Source organism: Wolbachia endosymbiont (group B) of Camptogramma bilineatum (assembly GCF_947251825.1).
Taxonomy (GTDB): Bacteria; Pseudomonadota; Alphaproteobacteria; order Rickettsiales; family Anaplasmataceae; genus Wolbachia.
In genome coordinates this window covers 696,131-711,704 of sequence record NZ_OX366391.1, presented here as the reverse complement: position 1 = coordinate 711,704, position 15,574 = coordinate 696,131, and the positions used below count along the sequence as shown (strand labels likewise).

The window sequence follows — 15,574 nt, the reverse complement described above, 5'->3', positions numbered from 1 at the left end:
CTTTTTAATTTCGGGTTTTTTTTGTTAAATCACTGTTTTGCTGTAAAACGTCACCATATAAATCCTTGATACTCTCATTCTGAATATAGCGCTCATACCCTTGGTCTCCAATCACCTTATCAACTAAATATTTATAGTCACCCTCAATATTTTTGTTTCCAATAAACTCTATTAGCTGAGCATTTTTCCCTTCATCTTGACTGCTTTTAACATAAGTTAGGAACTTTTCACTATCAATTATAACCTTACCTACATTATTTTTATCTACCCTTCCTTTACTAAACTTTTCCACATCATCCTTTGAAAATAAACATTTAATACTTCTCTTCTTTCTATTGCTTTGCTTTGCACAGCCATTAAGATTTAACTTATTCAAAGATTGTGTTGCTTCACCAGTAGGCAGCATATGAACTGAACTATGAACTACTTCAACAGGAATAAATCCTTCCTTGGTTGTCCTACTTGTTAAAATAAGTTTATTCGGATTATTAGATCCTTTATCGAAAACAACACCGATAAATTTTACCTCATCACCATCTGTAAGTGTTTTATAGGTAACACCTTCTTTGTACTCTTCATTTATTTGATCATTTGCTTCCCTCAATAAAGCTTGAGCCCCTTTACCCTGCCTTGATGCCTTAAGTTCTAACCCTATTGGAGTGTACTCCTCAGCATTTCCACCTTGAGCCACAAACTTAATACCATGAACTAGCATGTCAATACGTTCCCCTCTACCAGTTTGAAACTCAGTTAAAACTAATGCTCTAGTTTCTGGTGATTCCTGTAATTTTAAGTCACTATAATAACTAAACACTCCATTCAATATTCCCTGGAAATGAGCTTCTTTATTAACGAGACTCTTAAAAGGAAAGATTCCTTCTCCAATTTTTTCTAATAATCTACTATATCCTCTTATTGATAAGGATTGGATATCTAGTGCTTTATCAAATGTTTCTTTTAACTCATTAGGATAAGTAACTTCTTTAAAAGTACCTTAAAATCTATTATCTCCGTTGTTGTACTCTTGTAAAGAATTGTATTTTTCAGCCCAAATAGTAAGATATCTTTTAAAATCTGACTTGTATCTAGTATCAAAATTAAGACTTAATTCGATTATTTCCCTATTCCCTATTTCTCTATTTAATCTATCAAGAGGAAGAACTTCATTCAGCCCGTTCAAAACATCTTTTCTGTTAGCTTCAACAATATTCATCACATAAACCAACTTCTCTGTATTTTCTGGGATGAGCACCATTGTTACAACTGCATGGCTTGCATCAAGGTTAGCTGACAGTCTTTCTCTGGCTCTTTGAGCTGCCGGACGTCCAAGCCTACGAAGATTAGGATGCACTTCAGTAGGTATATTGTCTCCATAGATAAAAATATACTTTTTTAAACTTGTTCCTGAATCTTCACTTAATAATAATGATTGCCCAGTAAAAACCTACTAAAATAATGATTATCTCCCTTCTCTGATGTACCAGGAAACGTATGATAAATACGTTCCATATTATCTTTTATCTGTTCTTTTAATTCTCTTTTACCAATCTCTTGCGTATCCCAATCATCAGAGGATTTTAACATATCTTGAAAAAGAGGAATTATTTCTTCTCCACGATTTGATACTTTAATATCAGAGATAGGAGACGGATTATCAAGGTTGACACCAACATATAAAATGTTATCTGCAGTAGTTAAAACTCGCTGAACATTTGCTTGGAAACCTTGTGCATACCTTTCTGCTTGCTGCAAAGCCTTATCTGGAGTAGCATTAGAACCTGCTCCCGCTTTTAATTCAATAATAATGGGAATAGAATCCAATGCACGATCAGGACCACGAGCCAGCAAGATAATATCTGCATAACCCCTTCCTGCAAATTGCTCTGGGTAAACTCTAAGATTATACCTATAGTGGAAATTCATGAAAACGCCTACCATAAATCCATGATGTGCTGCTTCACGTGCACTATTATCATAGACTACTGATCCTACATACTCAGAATGAACGTTATTAATTTTTTCAAGAACTTTTTTTAAAGACCTGCTAACTGTTTGCGCATCAGAATCAGATAGCTTCGCTATATCACCTTCCGGATTATTCCATATTCCTTTTTCTATTTCATAAAATTCCTTGCTAGTAGCAGAATCAAGTATCTCTTTAGCTTCCATATTAACAAAAATATCACCCTTTCCTTTATAGATCTGTACTAATCTAGATTTTATTCTATCTTGAATTTCATTCTTAATATTTAGGATCTCATTCTCAACATCCCGATCTCTAATCTTACTCCTATCTATATTCTTTCTTAATATGTTCTCCAACTCATTAACAGTAAACTGATGGCCACGCTTACCTTCTGAAATGGAAAATAAATCTATATTATTAATAGCATCTTCAGCATTTCCAATTTGACCATTTTTAACAATAGCTACTTTTAAAGTTTTTGAAGTATCAAAACTAAAATAAATCTTTTTAATATTTAACTTTTCTGCAATTTTTATATCTGGCAAAGTAGAAAAGCTCCCTAGGAAGAAGTGTGTAAAAAATCCTGCTTTTTCTACAGACTGTAAATAAGATGGAATCTGATCCACAAATGACTGAAATCTCGGTTAAAAGATTTAAAATCCTCATCTTGCTGGCTTATACCAACTTCTTTACTTGCTTCCTCTATCAATAACTGTATTAACTCAAAGTCTTGTGGTCTTACTTTACCCATGACTCTTTTTAAGCCTTTTGCAAGCTCTTTATCATTATCAATAATATTCCTTTCAAGACCAAAATTATAATGGTTTCGTTTACCTGGTGCACCAACATGAAATAACTGTATTTGAGTATTTCCATTACCATATTGAGTTTCAACCTCACCAGAAACACTAATCGTTGCGCTAAGCATTCCACTCATTACCCCGCCAACAATGTTGCAAAAAACGTAAAATTAGAGAAAAGCATTTCTCGAAAACTTCTATGTCCAAAAACAAGAGTGCCATTTATTTATAGTGCCAACAATCAATTAACCATCAGTTTCAATGAATGATATGAACATATTATTTCAAGGAAAGTTCATGGGAAATAAGAGATTAGCTATACGGATTAGCTGTAGCTATGAAACTAACCGGTTGGCAGAAAAGTATTTGTTAGATGCTTATGAAAAAGCCGTGTCAAAGCAAGTAAGCCAAAAAAATTTAAAACATAAAAATGGGATTCAAGGAGGATCAAATGGTAACAGTGAGTTTATATGCAAGAGTTTCTTCGGGGAAACAAGCACAAGAAAATACAATAGCAAGTCAAGTTGCAGCTTTAGAGAAGCAAATTAGTACGGATGGATACAAATTATTAAGTGAGTATAAATTTATTGATAATGGCTACAGTGGATCTAATCTAGTCCGTCCTGATCTAGAAAAGTTACGTGATAAAGTAACAGAAGGTAAAATTGATAGAATTTACATTCATTCACCTGATCGCTTATCTAGAAAATATGCATATCAAATAGTATTACTTGAAGAATTTGAGAAAGCAGGAGCAGAAACGGTTTTCTTAAATTATGAGATTAACGATAATCCAGAATCTCAATTGCTGTTACAAATGCAAGGTATGATAGCAGAATATGAACGAGCGAAAATTATGGAACGAAGTCGTCGCGGAAAGATTTATGCAGCTAATAAAGGTTGTGTAAGCGTAATGGGAGGAGCTCCTTATGGTTATCGTTATATAGATAAATATATGGGAGGAGGACAAGCTTTATTTGAAATAAACGAAGAAGAAGCTAATGTTGTTAGGAAAGTATTTTTGTGGATAGGAAGAGAAAGGACAAGTATTGGGGAAGTGTGTCGTCGGCTAAACACTATGTCTATTATAACACGAACAGGAAAAAAGTGCTGGGATAGAAGTGTGATTTGGGGTATGTTAAAAAATCCTGCTTACAAAGGACAAGCGGCTTTTGGTAAAACAAAAGTAGGTATAAAGTTACAACATATCAGACCACAGAAACATTCTTGTGAACAACCGAAAGATAATTACTCTACCTATTCTGTTGAAAAAGCAAATTGGATTTATGTTAAAGTGCCAAATATAGTGGACGAAGATGTATTTGATATAGTTCAAGAACAATTAGCTGAGAATAGAAAAATAGCAAGGACAAGAGAAAGAGGAGCAAAACATTTACTACAAGGTTTAATCGTATGTAAGCGTTGTCGTTATGCATATTACGGAAGTCCTGTAAGAAATAAGCGAGGAGAAAAAATTGATCATTATGCTTATTATCGTTGTATTGGTAGAGATTCTTACCGTTTTGGTGGTAATAAAATTTGTGATAATAAACACATTCGTACAGATGCATTAGAAACAGCCGTGTGGGAAGAGGTTAAGCATTTATTGAAAAATCCAAATAGGGTTTTAGAAGAATACAGGCGTAGACTTTCAGAGCTTAAAAAATCATCATGGGATCAAAAAAGCGATTTACTAGAGAAACAAGAAAATAAATTAAAACGTGGTATTGCTAGACTTATTGATAGTTATGCTCAAGAATATATTAATCAAGAAGAATTTGAACCACGAATTAAAGCAATGAAACAAAGTTTAAAAACAATTGAAGAGGAGAAGAAAAGGATATTCGATCAAAAGAAATTAAAACAGGAATTAACTTTGGTTGTAACCAATTTAGAAGACTTTTCTTCCAATATTACATCAAACCTTGATAACGCAGACTGGCTAACTAAACGTGATATTATTAGAACGTTAGTCAAGAGAATTGAAATTAACCTTGAGGACGTAAATGTGGTATTTCGTGTAAAAGAGCTACCAAACTCTCCTGGAAATAATCGAGAAGAAAAGAAAAATTTGCAACATTGTTGGCGGGGTAATTGCTCTTATTTCAGGTTCACCTCCCCAAGTATCAGGGTTCCTCATGTTTTCCAAGTAACGCTCAAAATCACCTTCAACAAAATCTCTGAACTCATTTCTATAAGAACTTATGTGATCAACTACTCGATTACGAAATACGTTTCTTACTAAATTTGCAAATGTATCATCATAATTCGCAGCACCTAAATTCCGAACCAAACCTCTAATATGATCTAAATTTTGGGTTACAGTTCCATCATTTCCAAATAGTACTTCATACCTTTGTCGAAATAAAGCATCGTCGTTTCTGACGGGTATTAAGTAAGCCATAGTAACAGACCAAAATAAGCAACTACCGTCTCCTGGAACATCGATTCTCTTAACCTGACTTCCACTTTCGGAATCAACATCAGATCTACGATAACGCTTAAGTTGATAAAATTCTTTAGCTTGCTCTATATATTGTATTTGATCCGATAATTCGGTAATCTTTGAATTAACGCCTTCTTTTTTTAGGTGATCTGTTAGATATTGTGTCTTAAACATAAAGCCCCCTTCATTACATTATACCAAATCCACTATTTATTATCAGAGATATCAACAATATAAGCTATTTTTACCTGCATACTAACTTAGATATATAACATTTATATTATAATGCAACGCCTTTTTGACAGAAGCTAAAGTAGTAACAAGAAACCATCACCTGTTTTATAGAATTGCCTTATAATACCTTAATTGCCCAACCCTAATTGCTCACATGCTTTGCTTAATTTAACCTCAGTCAAGCTAGTAAACCCTTCAGCTGTAGACTTACCGTATGATAAAAATTTATTTAATGAATCAATATCTCTTTGCTCTAACACAGATCGTATATACTCCGCTTGCCTAGAATCCATAAATTCTTTAATTTGATCAGAATTAGCCTTATCTAATATTGCCCATACCGGTTCCATGTAATTTTGATTTACCCAAGGTACTAATAAACTTGTAACAAGAAAGCAAGATCTATTACAAACTTCTTCCTTCAGCACATAAGTACGATGGCTATCAAATCCCTCCTTTCTCCACATATGCATGAAAAGCTTTGCACCTTCACCAGCATAATATGAGCTGTTTTCTGTTTTTATATAGTGTAGCCAGACAAGATATTTATCTTCTGAAACATTACTTGGTTTCAAATAGTCAAACAATGCTTAAAATTGATCAAAGCGAAGTGCACCCTGTAGCGTGTTTAGACTACCATAATAACCATTTTCAGCTAAGTCTCTTTTTAGAAGTTCTGGATATTTATCAGGACTTATTTGACTAAAATAAAACTCGAATATTTCAGGATAACTATTACAACGGTTCCCTGCTACATATACTGCTGTCTTCATCAAGATTTCATCCTTTTTCTGTTCGCTCATCTCACTTTCAGGTAATGATTTTATTTTATTCCAGAAGAATTCCACTGCCTGCTCTTGCTTAAGACTCACAGCACATTTAAGCCCGTACTCATATGGATGACAGCCATCTAAATTTAGTTTAGAGATGTAACCACTAACAAAATGTGACCAAAAAACTATTAAAAGGTTGCCTCCTAGAGTCTTAACTAAGTGACCATACTCCAACAGACTGCTCTTACCTTGAGCTGATAGTTTATTTTTTCTCTCTTCAAATAGAGCAATAATATCTTCTTCCAGGCAATAACGACAGGCAATCTCATATCTTTTATCAGTACTAAAAGGACTATTTGAATTTTGCACAATCAATTTTTTACCTACCATTTGCCTATCAAGCTTAACTCCGTGTAAATTGTCTACTTTTTTCCAACAATCCTCGCTAGACAATACCTGTGCAAGAAAATCACGTCCTTTCTTGCCACTTTTTTGGGTGCAGACGCCAATTTGCATAGCACCAGCGTTCAATTTGAAAAAGCTTAGATGCTCTATGGGGATCATCCTCTTTAATAGACGAAAACAAAACTTTTGGAATATCTGAACGCAACATAGCCACTACCTTAATTAATTAGATTATCAATTACATTTTAAGTGTAGTATTCTATCTTTAAAACTTGTCAATCATTATTGTAGAAAATTTTCTAACCCAAAGTAGTTTTAGGCAAAAGTCTCTTAAGAAGGTCGGTACGGGATTTTTCTTTACCTTCAAATTCTGTTTTCATTATGAGTTTGCCTTAAATTCCTCCTTAAGAAAATTAGTATTAATCTAACAACGTATTTTACTAATAGCTTAAATAATATAGCCATTTTCAGTGCTCAAAACCAGGGACGGTGAGAACAATTTTTCTTGGAATCAGTTGGTCTACCATGTGTACCGTACGAACTTTTTTATACGGTAATTTTATTATACGCTAAAACTAACCACATTAGCCCATTTCACCCACATCTACATACGAACTATTTTGCCTAACTTTATTGCAAAGATTTCAAACTTCTATTTTTATAACCTTATTTTTAAGCTGCTTGTTCTCACAAAGATACGCCCTTTTTTGAAGGAGTAAATAATTGAATTTTTTATAACACTAACTAGCATGGTACTTTCACTAAAATATGTTTTAAAAAAGTTAGTTGACCTGTAAATAGTTCTCTACTAATATTGGCATGTATTTGTTTATTCTGCTGAAGTTGCTCTATACAGGTTTACTGTAAAAACTTCAGCAGTTTCCGTACTCCTTTAAAGCATCATATTCCTATATATTCAATATAGCTGGTGTTCTCAATTTTGTTGATCTATAGTAAAATTGGCTAAAACTTCCAGTAATAAACAACTTTTAACCTAGCAGTACTCACCATAAAAACTTAACAAAAATATGAGTAGTAAAAAGATTGTGTTGAAATTAGCTTGACACATACTACACATTCTATATAATATATCCTATATCTAGAGCTAGCAGGTAATATGGGTACAGGGCCAGTAAAATATATTGCAGAACCTATCAGTGAACAAAGCAAACACACTGATGAGCAAAAACTGAAGTGTGACCTAAGTGCTGGACAAGAGTGTTCAGAAATAGGTAGCCCAAAAACAGAAGCAACTGAATTACCAGTAGATAGTTATTATGAATTCATTAAGCGAGATTTATTTTGGGCTGATAGAAGTTTGATAGATGATAAAAAATACTTAGAGGATTTAATAGATGAGTGGCTTATTCATGCACCTAACTTAAAACTGGAAGAGAGTCAAAAAAAGTTAAATCAAAAATTACTCAATAGTATTATAAAAGATTTTAATATGGGGAATTATGACTCATTTTTAAATCTTAAGCAGTTTTTAGAAAGTAACGAGAAAAATAAAGACCTGAAGTACGTTCTTAATCTAAAAAGAGGACATCTAGGAACAACAGTATTGAATGTGTTTGTCGCACACGATGAAGCCATTCATCCTCTTCTCAAAGCTGGTGCTGATTTAAATATGCAGGATAATAAAGGTAAAACACTTTTGCATGATACTGCTATTTATTCCAGTGAGTATGAAGGTCTAAAGTATCTCTTAGATGCAAAAACTGATCCAAATATACAAGATAAAAAAGGTAATACACCTTTACACTATTATGCTGCTAATTGTAATGATTATAGCAGAAAGGTTATGGATTTACTCATAAGCAAAGGAGCTGATTTAAACATAAAAAATAACAATGGAAAAACCCCACTGCAAATTGCAATTGATAGCTCCAATATTATGGAGTGTTTTTTAACTGACAACCAAAAAAAGTTAAGAGACCAACTACGTAAAATGGTTAAAGCTACAGATTCTGATGAAGATTGGGATAATCCTTATGGTCCAGGTGTTGAAGATCTGAAAAAATTTTTAGATAAACATAAAAATAACCAAGATTTAAAGATAGTTTTAAATGTTAAGGGTGATAGTTCAATTTGGCCGTTTTGTCAATTTCCTGATGTAAAAGCTTTACTCTTTAAAGCAGGAGCAACTGACTTTGTAGGTAATAAGCAAGATAATTGTGAAAAATGTGATAGTCTCTTGTCAGAGATGTATCAAACAAATCAACTTGCTAAGCTAAATAAGTTTTTGAGTAAGGTAGTAAAAGCTAAAAGCATGATTGAACTACAGGAAGTTGTAAATGAGATTATAGCTTCTGGAATGAGATTAAATTTTGCTAAAGACAAAGATTATTACTTTGCAGATCACGTACTAGAAAAAATTGCTAAGTTAGAAGGAAGCTATGGAATTGCCAGTGATATAGTATGTGCATTAATATCGAGAGGAGCAAAGTTAAAAAACTCAGATAGTTTAAAAGTCATTGATACAATAGAACGAGAGTTTAAAGATCATAAAGCTAATGTAATCAAGGCTCATGTAGAGTACATTAATTATGCTGAAGAATTTTTTAGAGTTGCAAGGGATGCTACCAGTGGTCAACTGTGTGATGGAAAAATCGATAACAGTGTATCTTACTTAGAATACTCAGAGGATAGTATAATAGATGTTGCAAAAATCACAGATAGAACAAGGAATTTAGGAATACCTCAAGGAGAAAAAGGATATGGAAGGAGTGTAATAAAAATTGGCAAAAGTGAGGTAGAAATTATAACCCAAGATGGCATAAGGAATTACACAGATCTTACAGAAGGCAGCGATATAGTATTAACTTTCTATACCAGTTTGGGAAATATAGACGTTAGACTGTATCCTGACGTACAAGATAAAAGCAAAATTATAGTAGAAGTGAGTAATAGAGAGGAAGTATTGGAAAAATTCAAAGGTCATGAAGAAGAATTAGGCGAGGATTGTGCACTTGGTGATTATGATGTCTACTATGCTATTGAACAGGGATATTTTGAAAGGTCTGGAAAATTAATGCATCCTGAAGTAATAAGCGAGTCTAACAACAAATGGACAGAACGTGAAGAGTTAAGAAGGGATTCTATGGAGGAAATTGCTAGAAGGCATAAGTTATTACAAGATTCACGCAATATTGAGTCTAATATTGTAAAAAAGGAGAAGAATTTTGACGTAAAAACTTACCTGATAGATATCTTTAAAATTTTATCTAGGTTCTATGAAGAAAAAGGGGATATTTCTAAAACAGACTTAGCTAAAGCAGCAGAAAAGGAAAGTAAAAAATTGGGGTTAGAAGGTAAATACAACTGGAGTAAGATTTTTAGTTTAGAGGAAGAAATTATTGAAAAGGCAGAAAAACAAGGTGATAAAGAGCAAAAATCAAACATACCTGATGACTTCTATTTAGGGCACGCAATCAATAATGGAAGCTGTTTTTTTGATTCATTTAGGCAAAGTCTGGAACAACAGAAGGGAATCAAAGTTACTGTAGAGCAGTTAAGGAATGAGTGTAAGAGATTTGCGCAAGACAATCCTCCAGAGTGGTTTATAAGTAAAATTGGCAATGACTTTGATGAGGTTGAAGGTGAGTTCGTAAATCGTGGAATTACGTGTAACCAATATATCAATAGCATTGGAAAGAATGAATTTTTGGGACGTTCCGATATCGAGGGCAGAATACTTTGTGATAAGTATGGTGTGAAATTGCATGTTGCAGAAAGTAACCCATTGCACACTATTGATAAGCAACAAGATCCGTTCTTGCATCAGTTAATAGATAGCTCAGGATCAAAAGCAGGTAAGATAGATTATAGTCACAATAGTGTCTTACATATGGTAAATGGAGGCCATGATCATTTTCAACCCCTACTTTATAGAAATAAGGCCTTGGCAAAACAAACGCAAGAACAAAAAGATTCCTTATGCTATTCAAGCTTGCCAAGCTGTAGTATGGATGAGTTAAAGATAGAAAAAGCATCTCATCAACAGAAGGCACTGCTTGTAAGTAGACCATAGTTTTGTATATGATTTGTTACACAGCAATGATGGGAGAAGTTTATTTAGTAAGTTAAAAAAGAAACTATTTTATTTAAAAAGTTTACTTAATGTTTATGGATTTTCAAGTACACTCTCAGATTCAAAAGGGGCTATAGATTGCTCGACATGTACTATTTCCTGGAGTTGTGTGCTGAAGTTTAGAGTATTGCCTTTTTTGATGTTTAAAGAATTTTCCTCTAAATCTACTATTAAAATATGCAGCTAAAATTGGATACATCTTCTACCATTGTTGCACCTAATATGCTAAAATCTTCATCACTTATATTGATTTTCTACATAATTGATTTTGTAACATTTATTTGCTCTTCTATATCAATTTCAACATCTTTTTGTGTGGCCCTTTGTAGTAGCTCCTTTTGCAATAACCTTTTTTAATTTTCTGGCACATACTTTTTTCGATGTTTTTTCATATTGTTGTTTTTATAAACGTTACGATGCTGAGCCGTAAAATTTCTTCAATTGCTCACCCCAAAGCATCGGTATTTCCCTTAATTCAGCTAACCTCAAATCTCTTGGCTGCCTCCCATTTACTATGTCTTCTTTAATCTTTGGTGCTAAATAATTCAGCCTCAAAATTTGCTGTATACGTCTTGTACCTATATTAATTTTGGCACTCAGCTCTTTCACACTTCCATATTTTCCTGCCTCCAGTTGACGTTTCCACGAATGAGCTCTTACCACTGCTTTCAGTAGCACATTATTTGTTTTACCTTCTGGCTCTACTATCCTGCATTTATTTCCTTTCTTCTTTATTGGTACAAATTCTACCTTACCCTCTAAACGCACTTCTATTCCATCTTCTTTTACCATCACTCCCTTTATTAACTTTTTCACTACTTCTTTCTGCTTTCCAAAACTCCACTCTTCCGCTTTTTCTTCCCATTTTTCATATAAATCTTCTGCTCTCTTCATTACTTCTTTTTCTACTTCTCCTGCTATTACATTTCGGCTTCCTGATTCACAACCCTTTCCCCTTAAATGATTGTTGCATACGTAATATCGATATCTCTTATTCTCTTTTTTTGAGTATGTCAGCGTCATATTTACATCACAGCTCTTACATTTAATTATTCCCTTTAGTAGCGCTTCCTCATATTTTACTCCTCGATACGGTTGATTACTTATCAATTCTTGTGCTTTTTTCCACTTTTCCTCTTCTATTATTGCTTCATGCTTTCCCTCATACTGTTTGTCATAATGTCTTATCTTTCCCACATATATTGGATTTGTTATTATTCTTCTCACCGTTGCTTTTTTAAAGATATCCGTTTTTGCTTTTGTTCGGTATCCTTCCCTGTTTAACTCTCTTGCCAACTCTGCCATTGACTTCAGCTCCAAATATCTTTCAAATATATGCTGCACTGTTTTTGCTTCTTTTTCATTTATTATTAATTCCTTATCTTTTACATCATACCCAAGCGGTAAAGTTCCTCCCATCCATAAACCTTGTTCTTTTGATGTTGCTATTTTATTTTTTACTCTCTCTACTATCATCTCTCTTTCTAGTTGTGCTGCTCCTGATAATACTGTCTGTACGAATTTTCCCATTGGCGTATTATTGTCAAATATCTGTGTTACTGCTACAAAATTTACTCGGTGCCTTCTAAAAAATGACGTTACTTCTATGCTGTCTTTTGTTTCTCTTGATAACCTATCTAGTGTATATACTACTACACAGTCTATCTCTCCTCCTCTGACATCTTCAAATAATTCCTTTATCGCTGGTCTTTCTAAATTTTTTCCTGAATATCCTCCATCATCGTACTTTTTTGCCAATGCTACCCAGCCTTCTTTGCTCTTTATATACTTTTCACATGCTACTCGTTGCGCATCAAGACTGTTAAACTTTTGTTCTAGTCCATCCTCATTTGACTTTCTCGTATATATTGCACATCTTACTTCTTTTAGCATTTTCAACTTCCATTTTTTTTACGCATTCCAAATAATAAAGGGCCGTTGTAACTCATTCCCATTATTTTTCCTGCCACTGCTGACAATGATGTATAAAACTCTTCTTTGTAGATTAAACCCTTGTCTGTTACCATTACCGCATGCGTTTCTTCCCCTCTCTCTAGTATTAATTCTGTCCCTTCTACTGGAAGTTTGTCACTACTTATTCTTTTTCCCTTCTCTAGCCGATCTGCCAGATACTCTAGTCTTTTTAATCCTTTTCTTGACATTTCTCATACGCTTCCTCCTGCATTCTATAAGCTAATCTTGGTATCAGATATTTCTTTGAGTATCTAGGCGCCTCTTCCCCAAATACCTTCTTCCACGTTTTTCTCAGCTCACCCAAAGGTTTTCTCTCTAAATTCATTACTTTCTTTTCTATTTCTTCTTCCATATTTTTAGCCTTTCATAAATAACTTTTCAATTCTTTCTGTTTCTTTCTTCAATATTTCAGTTATCTCTTTGCTGTTTTTCGCATAATCCATCCCTGTCATTCCAAATTTATCTGCTTGCTCTATTTCAGCCCCTGCTTTTACTAGCTCCTCCACTATTTCTTTTTCACCTACCATACATGCAAGGTGCAGCGGTGTGCATTTACTTCCATATTCTTCCGCATTTACATTCCCTCCTGATTTTATTAATTCTCTCACGATTTCTAGGCGTTTCTCGGTTACCGCTAGATGCAGTGCTGTATATCCTCTTGCATCTGCTGCATTCACATTCGCTCCTTTTTCGACTAATAACTTCACTGTTTTTGCGTTTATCACATAATGCAAAACTGTTCTTCCTTTTTCGTCTCTTGCATAAATATTTTTATATGAGTTCTCTAATAATTCTTTTGCTGACTTCTCTTTCTTGCCAAGCTTTAACATAATCCACCCCATCTTTTCTTTAAAAAATTTAAATCCCTTTTTTAAGCCTTCCCTCTCACTACATTTTCTATCTCATCTATCATTTCGTTCACTTGGCCCATTATCTTGCTTGCTAAATTTTTACATTCTTTCTTTATTAGCGACTTGTCTCTCTTCCTTATTTCTTCTATCTCTATTATTTTTAGCTCCGGCATATAGCTCCCATTCAACATGTCTGCTATTTCTCCCACTATCCTCTCTATTCCATAGCACGTCAGTTCTCTACTTTTTGTTATTCCTCCTTTTTCTCTCAGAAATTTACTTGCCCTTTCACTCTCTTTGCTATCACACAGACGATACTTTTCACTTTCCCAAATGTAATACATTGGTGTTGCACCATATTTATTCAGTTGATTAACCTCAGCTCCTGCTTTTACTAGCTCTTTTATTATTTCAACTCCTGCTCCTCCTATTTTGCACGCAGAGTGCAGTGGCGTACATCCAGTGACATATTGAGTGGCATTTACTTCTGCTCCCGACCTTAGCAGCACTTTTACATTTTCTAAGCTTTTCGCAAATACTGCACAGTGTAGTGGCGTATAACCATTTTTATCTCTTGCATTAACCTCTGCCCCTTTTTTTATTAATAATCTCACTGTTTTGTAATCGGAGATTTCTACTGCTTGATGCAAGATCGTTTCTCCTTCTTCATTTCTTTTATTAATATCGTTACTTGATACTTCTTTAAAAAACTTACTCTTTCTAAAACTCATTTCATACCTCACAAAATTAGCTTTTCTAGCGCCAGACAAATTTCTTATATTTACCTGCTGCTATTCAAGTCATGTCCTTTTTTAGCATGAGAAAGCAAGTCCTTTTCTTTTTATTTTATACATTTTAACCTATTATTAATATAATATATGAGGATCTAAATATAAGTACTTAACTTATTAGAGATACTACTTGACTATTTTTCCAACTTCTGTGCAAATGTCGATGTTCATGCCACTTCAGTACTCCCGGGTAAAACACTAAAATGTAATTTTCTAATTCGTGTATTGAATCTTCTTTTCCTGAACTTCTATCATTTTTGCAACTAACGTGATATTCCGTTAAATTAGCTTTCGCAACCTTTTGATCAGTAAGATTCTTTGCTTCATATTCATAGCTGATATTAAATCTTTCCAAAATTGGTGTGTATTCCAAGTTCCATAGCTGATCAGAAAGTTTATCATTACCAAGGAAAAGTGTGCCTCCTATCTCTTCTTGATAACAAAGAGGTAGGGTCGAGAACTGGCGCGCCTCTTTAGGGTTTGGTGGCTGATCCATTATTTTCATGTTGGGCCTCAATCCAAAATTCCCATATTTACGTTTCCAGCTCCCGCCTCGTCAAACGCAGCATGCAGTTTTCCCGCACTACGCTTTCCTAGTAGATTCTTTACCAAAGTTTATAACATATTGTACTGGGGCTGCTTTCGGAACATAATATCTTAATCTATAGTCTTTATATAGACCTAGTGTTTCGTATATCCATTCGCTACTCCACCTCTCCCAGCCAAATCCCTTTGCTTTTCTGGCTTTCATTAAGTTGCGTCTTACTTTCTTCTCTACCCATTGTTTTACGTAGTTGAAGCTTCGACTTGAGTTTCCTATCCTAAAGTAGTTTGTCCACCCTCTCAATATTGGATTGATGATTTGAATCACTTTCCATATTGGTTGCGATTTGTAACACCGAAATACTTCCTTCAACTTCTGAAGTAGGTTTGTTCGTGTTTTCATCTGCGGTGTTGTTTGCACCCTCCACTTTCTTTGTTTTGTGATCTTCTCTCGAAAATCAAATCCTAGAAAGCTGAAAGTCTCTCCTTCTTTTAGGTTGATTACTTTTGTCTTTTCTTTATTTACTTCTACTTTTAGATTTGCTAATTCTTCTTGTAACCTTTTGTATACTGATTTCTCGAGCCATTCCCATTTCTGGTGTCCATCTATCAGTATCACTAGATCATCTGCCCATCTTGCGTATTCTATATGTCGATATTTTCCTTCTTTATTCACCTCTTTTGCCTTCTCTAGCATT

At 34.0% G+C, this 15,574-nt stretch carries 13 protein-coding genes and 2 pseudogenes; 2 read left to right on the top strand and 13 right to left on the bottom strand.

The genetic code is table 11. The features are described 5' to 3' along the window. Positions 1 to 4 precede the first annotated feature (4 nt). From OPR44_RS03645 to OPR44_RS03630, 4 genes are all read right to left on the bottom strand, one after another. Complete coding sequence (locus OPR44_RS03645) at positions 5 to 814, bottom strand: hypothetical protein (protein ID WP_265015364.1); 810 nt, start codon at positions 812 to 814, stop codon at positions 5 to 7. A 180-nt stretch (positions 815 to 994) separates the two neighbouring features. Next, positions 995 to 1,351, bottom strand: a complete 357-nt coding sequence (locus OPR44_RS03640) for a hypothetical protein (RefSeq protein ID WP_265015363.1) — start codon at positions 1,349 to 1,351, stop codon at positions 995 to 997. A gap of 65 nt (positions 1,352 to 1,416) precedes the next feature. Next, a complete protein-coding gene (locus OPR44_RS03635) occupies positions 1,417 to 2,511 on the bottom strand; it encodes a hypothetical protein (RefSeq protein ID WP_265015362.1) in 1,095 nt (364 codons plus the stop codon). Positions 2,512 to 2,558: 47 nt separating this feature from the next. Beyond that, positions 2,559 to 2,903, bottom strand: coding sequence for a hypothetical protein (locus tag OPR44_RS03630; protein ID WP_265015361.1), 345 nt, complete (start codon positions 2,901 to 2,903; stop codon positions 2,559 to 2,561). Between the two features lie 293 nt (positions 2,904 to 3,196). Here OPR44_RS03630 and OPR44_RS03625 point away from each other — a divergent pair, with 293 nt between their 5' ends. Then, positions 3,197 to 5,011: a recombinase family protein gene (locus OPR44_RS03625; protein ID WP_265015360.1), complete on the top strand. Its 1,815-nt coding sequence runs from the start codon at positions 3,197 to 3,199 to the stop codon at positions 5,009 to 5,011. On the opposite strand, the pseudogene OPR44_RS08775 reads toward OPR44_RS03625, so the two are convergent. From OPR44_RS08775 to OPR44_RS03615, 3 genes and pseudogenes are all read right to left on the bottom strand, one after another. Next, positions 4,916 to 5,170, bottom strand: a pseudogene (locus tag OPR44_RS08775) (hypothetical protein); the annotation flags it as partial. The gene OPR44_RS03625 and the pseudogene OPR44_RS08775 sit on opposite strands and share 96 nt — an antisense overlap. Before the next feature lie 404 nt (positions 5,171 to 5,574). Continuing rightward, the gene (locus OPR44_RS03620; protein WP_265015359.1) at positions 5,575 to 6,021 is read right to left on the bottom strand and encodes a hypothetical protein; all 447 of its coding nucleotides are present in this window, start codon (positions 6,019 to 6,021) and stop codon (positions 5,575 to 5,577) included. A 15-nt stretch (positions 6,022 to 6,036) separates the two neighbouring features. Further along, on the bottom strand, positions 6,037 to 6,783 hold the full coding sequence (locus tag OPR44_RS03615; RefSeq protein WP_265015358.1) for a hypothetical protein: 747 nt from the start codon (positions 6,781 to 6,783) through the stop codon (positions 6,037 to 6,039). A 958-nt stretch (positions 6,784 to 7,741) separates the two neighbouring features. Between OPR44_RS03615 and OPR44_RS03610 the strand changes: the two genes are divergently transcribed. Next, on the top strand, positions 7,742 to 10,657 hold the full coding sequence (locus OPR44_RS03610) for an ankyrin repeat domain-containing protein (RefSeq protein ID WP_265015357.1): 2,916 nt from the start codon (positions 7,742 to 7,744) through the stop codon (positions 10,655 to 10,657). Positions 10,658 to 11,128: 471 nt separating this feature from the next. Here the strand turns inward: OPR44_RS03610 and OPR44_RS03605 are convergent, their stop codons facing one another. The 6 genes and pseudogenes from OPR44_RS03605 to OPR44_RS03580 all read right to left on the bottom strand — a co-directional run bounded on the left by OPR44_RS03605 (position 11,129) and on the right by OPR44_RS03580 (position 15,573). After that, positions 11,129 to 12,610, bottom strand: a complete 1,482-nt coding sequence (locus OPR44_RS03605; protein ID WP_265015356.1) for a recombinase family protein — start codon at positions 12,608 to 12,610, stop codon at positions 11,129 to 11,131. Between the two features lie 2 nt (positions 12,611 to 12,612). Beyond that, positions 12,613 to 13,043, bottom strand: a pseudogene (locus tag OPR44_RS03600) (DUF2924 domain-containing protein). Between the two features lie 4 nt (positions 13,044 to 13,047). Further along, positions 13,048 to 13,521 carry an ankyrin repeat domain-containing protein gene (locus OPR44_RS03595; RefSeq protein WP_265015441.1) on the bottom strand — a complete coding sequence of 158 codons (474 nt, stop codon included), beginning with the start codon at positions 13,519 to 13,521 and terminating at the stop codon, positions 13,048 to 13,050. A 41-nt stretch (positions 13,522 to 13,562) separates the two neighbouring features. Next, positions 13,563 to 14,273, bottom strand: coding sequence for an ankyrin repeat domain-containing protein (locus OPR44_RS03590; RefSeq protein ID WP_264377870.1), 711 nt, complete (start codon positions 14,271 to 14,273; stop codon positions 13,563 to 13,565). 169 nt (positions 14,274 to 14,442) lie between these two features. Continuing rightward, positions 14,443 to 14,829 carry a hypothetical protein gene (locus OPR44_RS03585; RefSeq protein ID WP_320157107.1) on the bottom strand — a complete coding sequence of 129 codons (387 nt, stop codon included), beginning with the start codon at positions 14,827 to 14,829 and terminating at the stop codon, positions 14,443 to 14,445. Between the two features lie 87 nt (positions 14,830 to 14,916). Then, positions 14,917 to 15,573 carry a group II intron maturase-specific domain-containing protein gene (locus OPR44_RS03580; RefSeq protein WP_265015355.1) on the bottom strand — a complete coding sequence of 219 codons (657 nt, stop codon included), beginning with the start codon at positions 15,571 to 15,573 and terminating at the stop codon, positions 14,917 to 14,919. Between the last annotated feature and the right edge of the window lies 1 nt (position 15,574).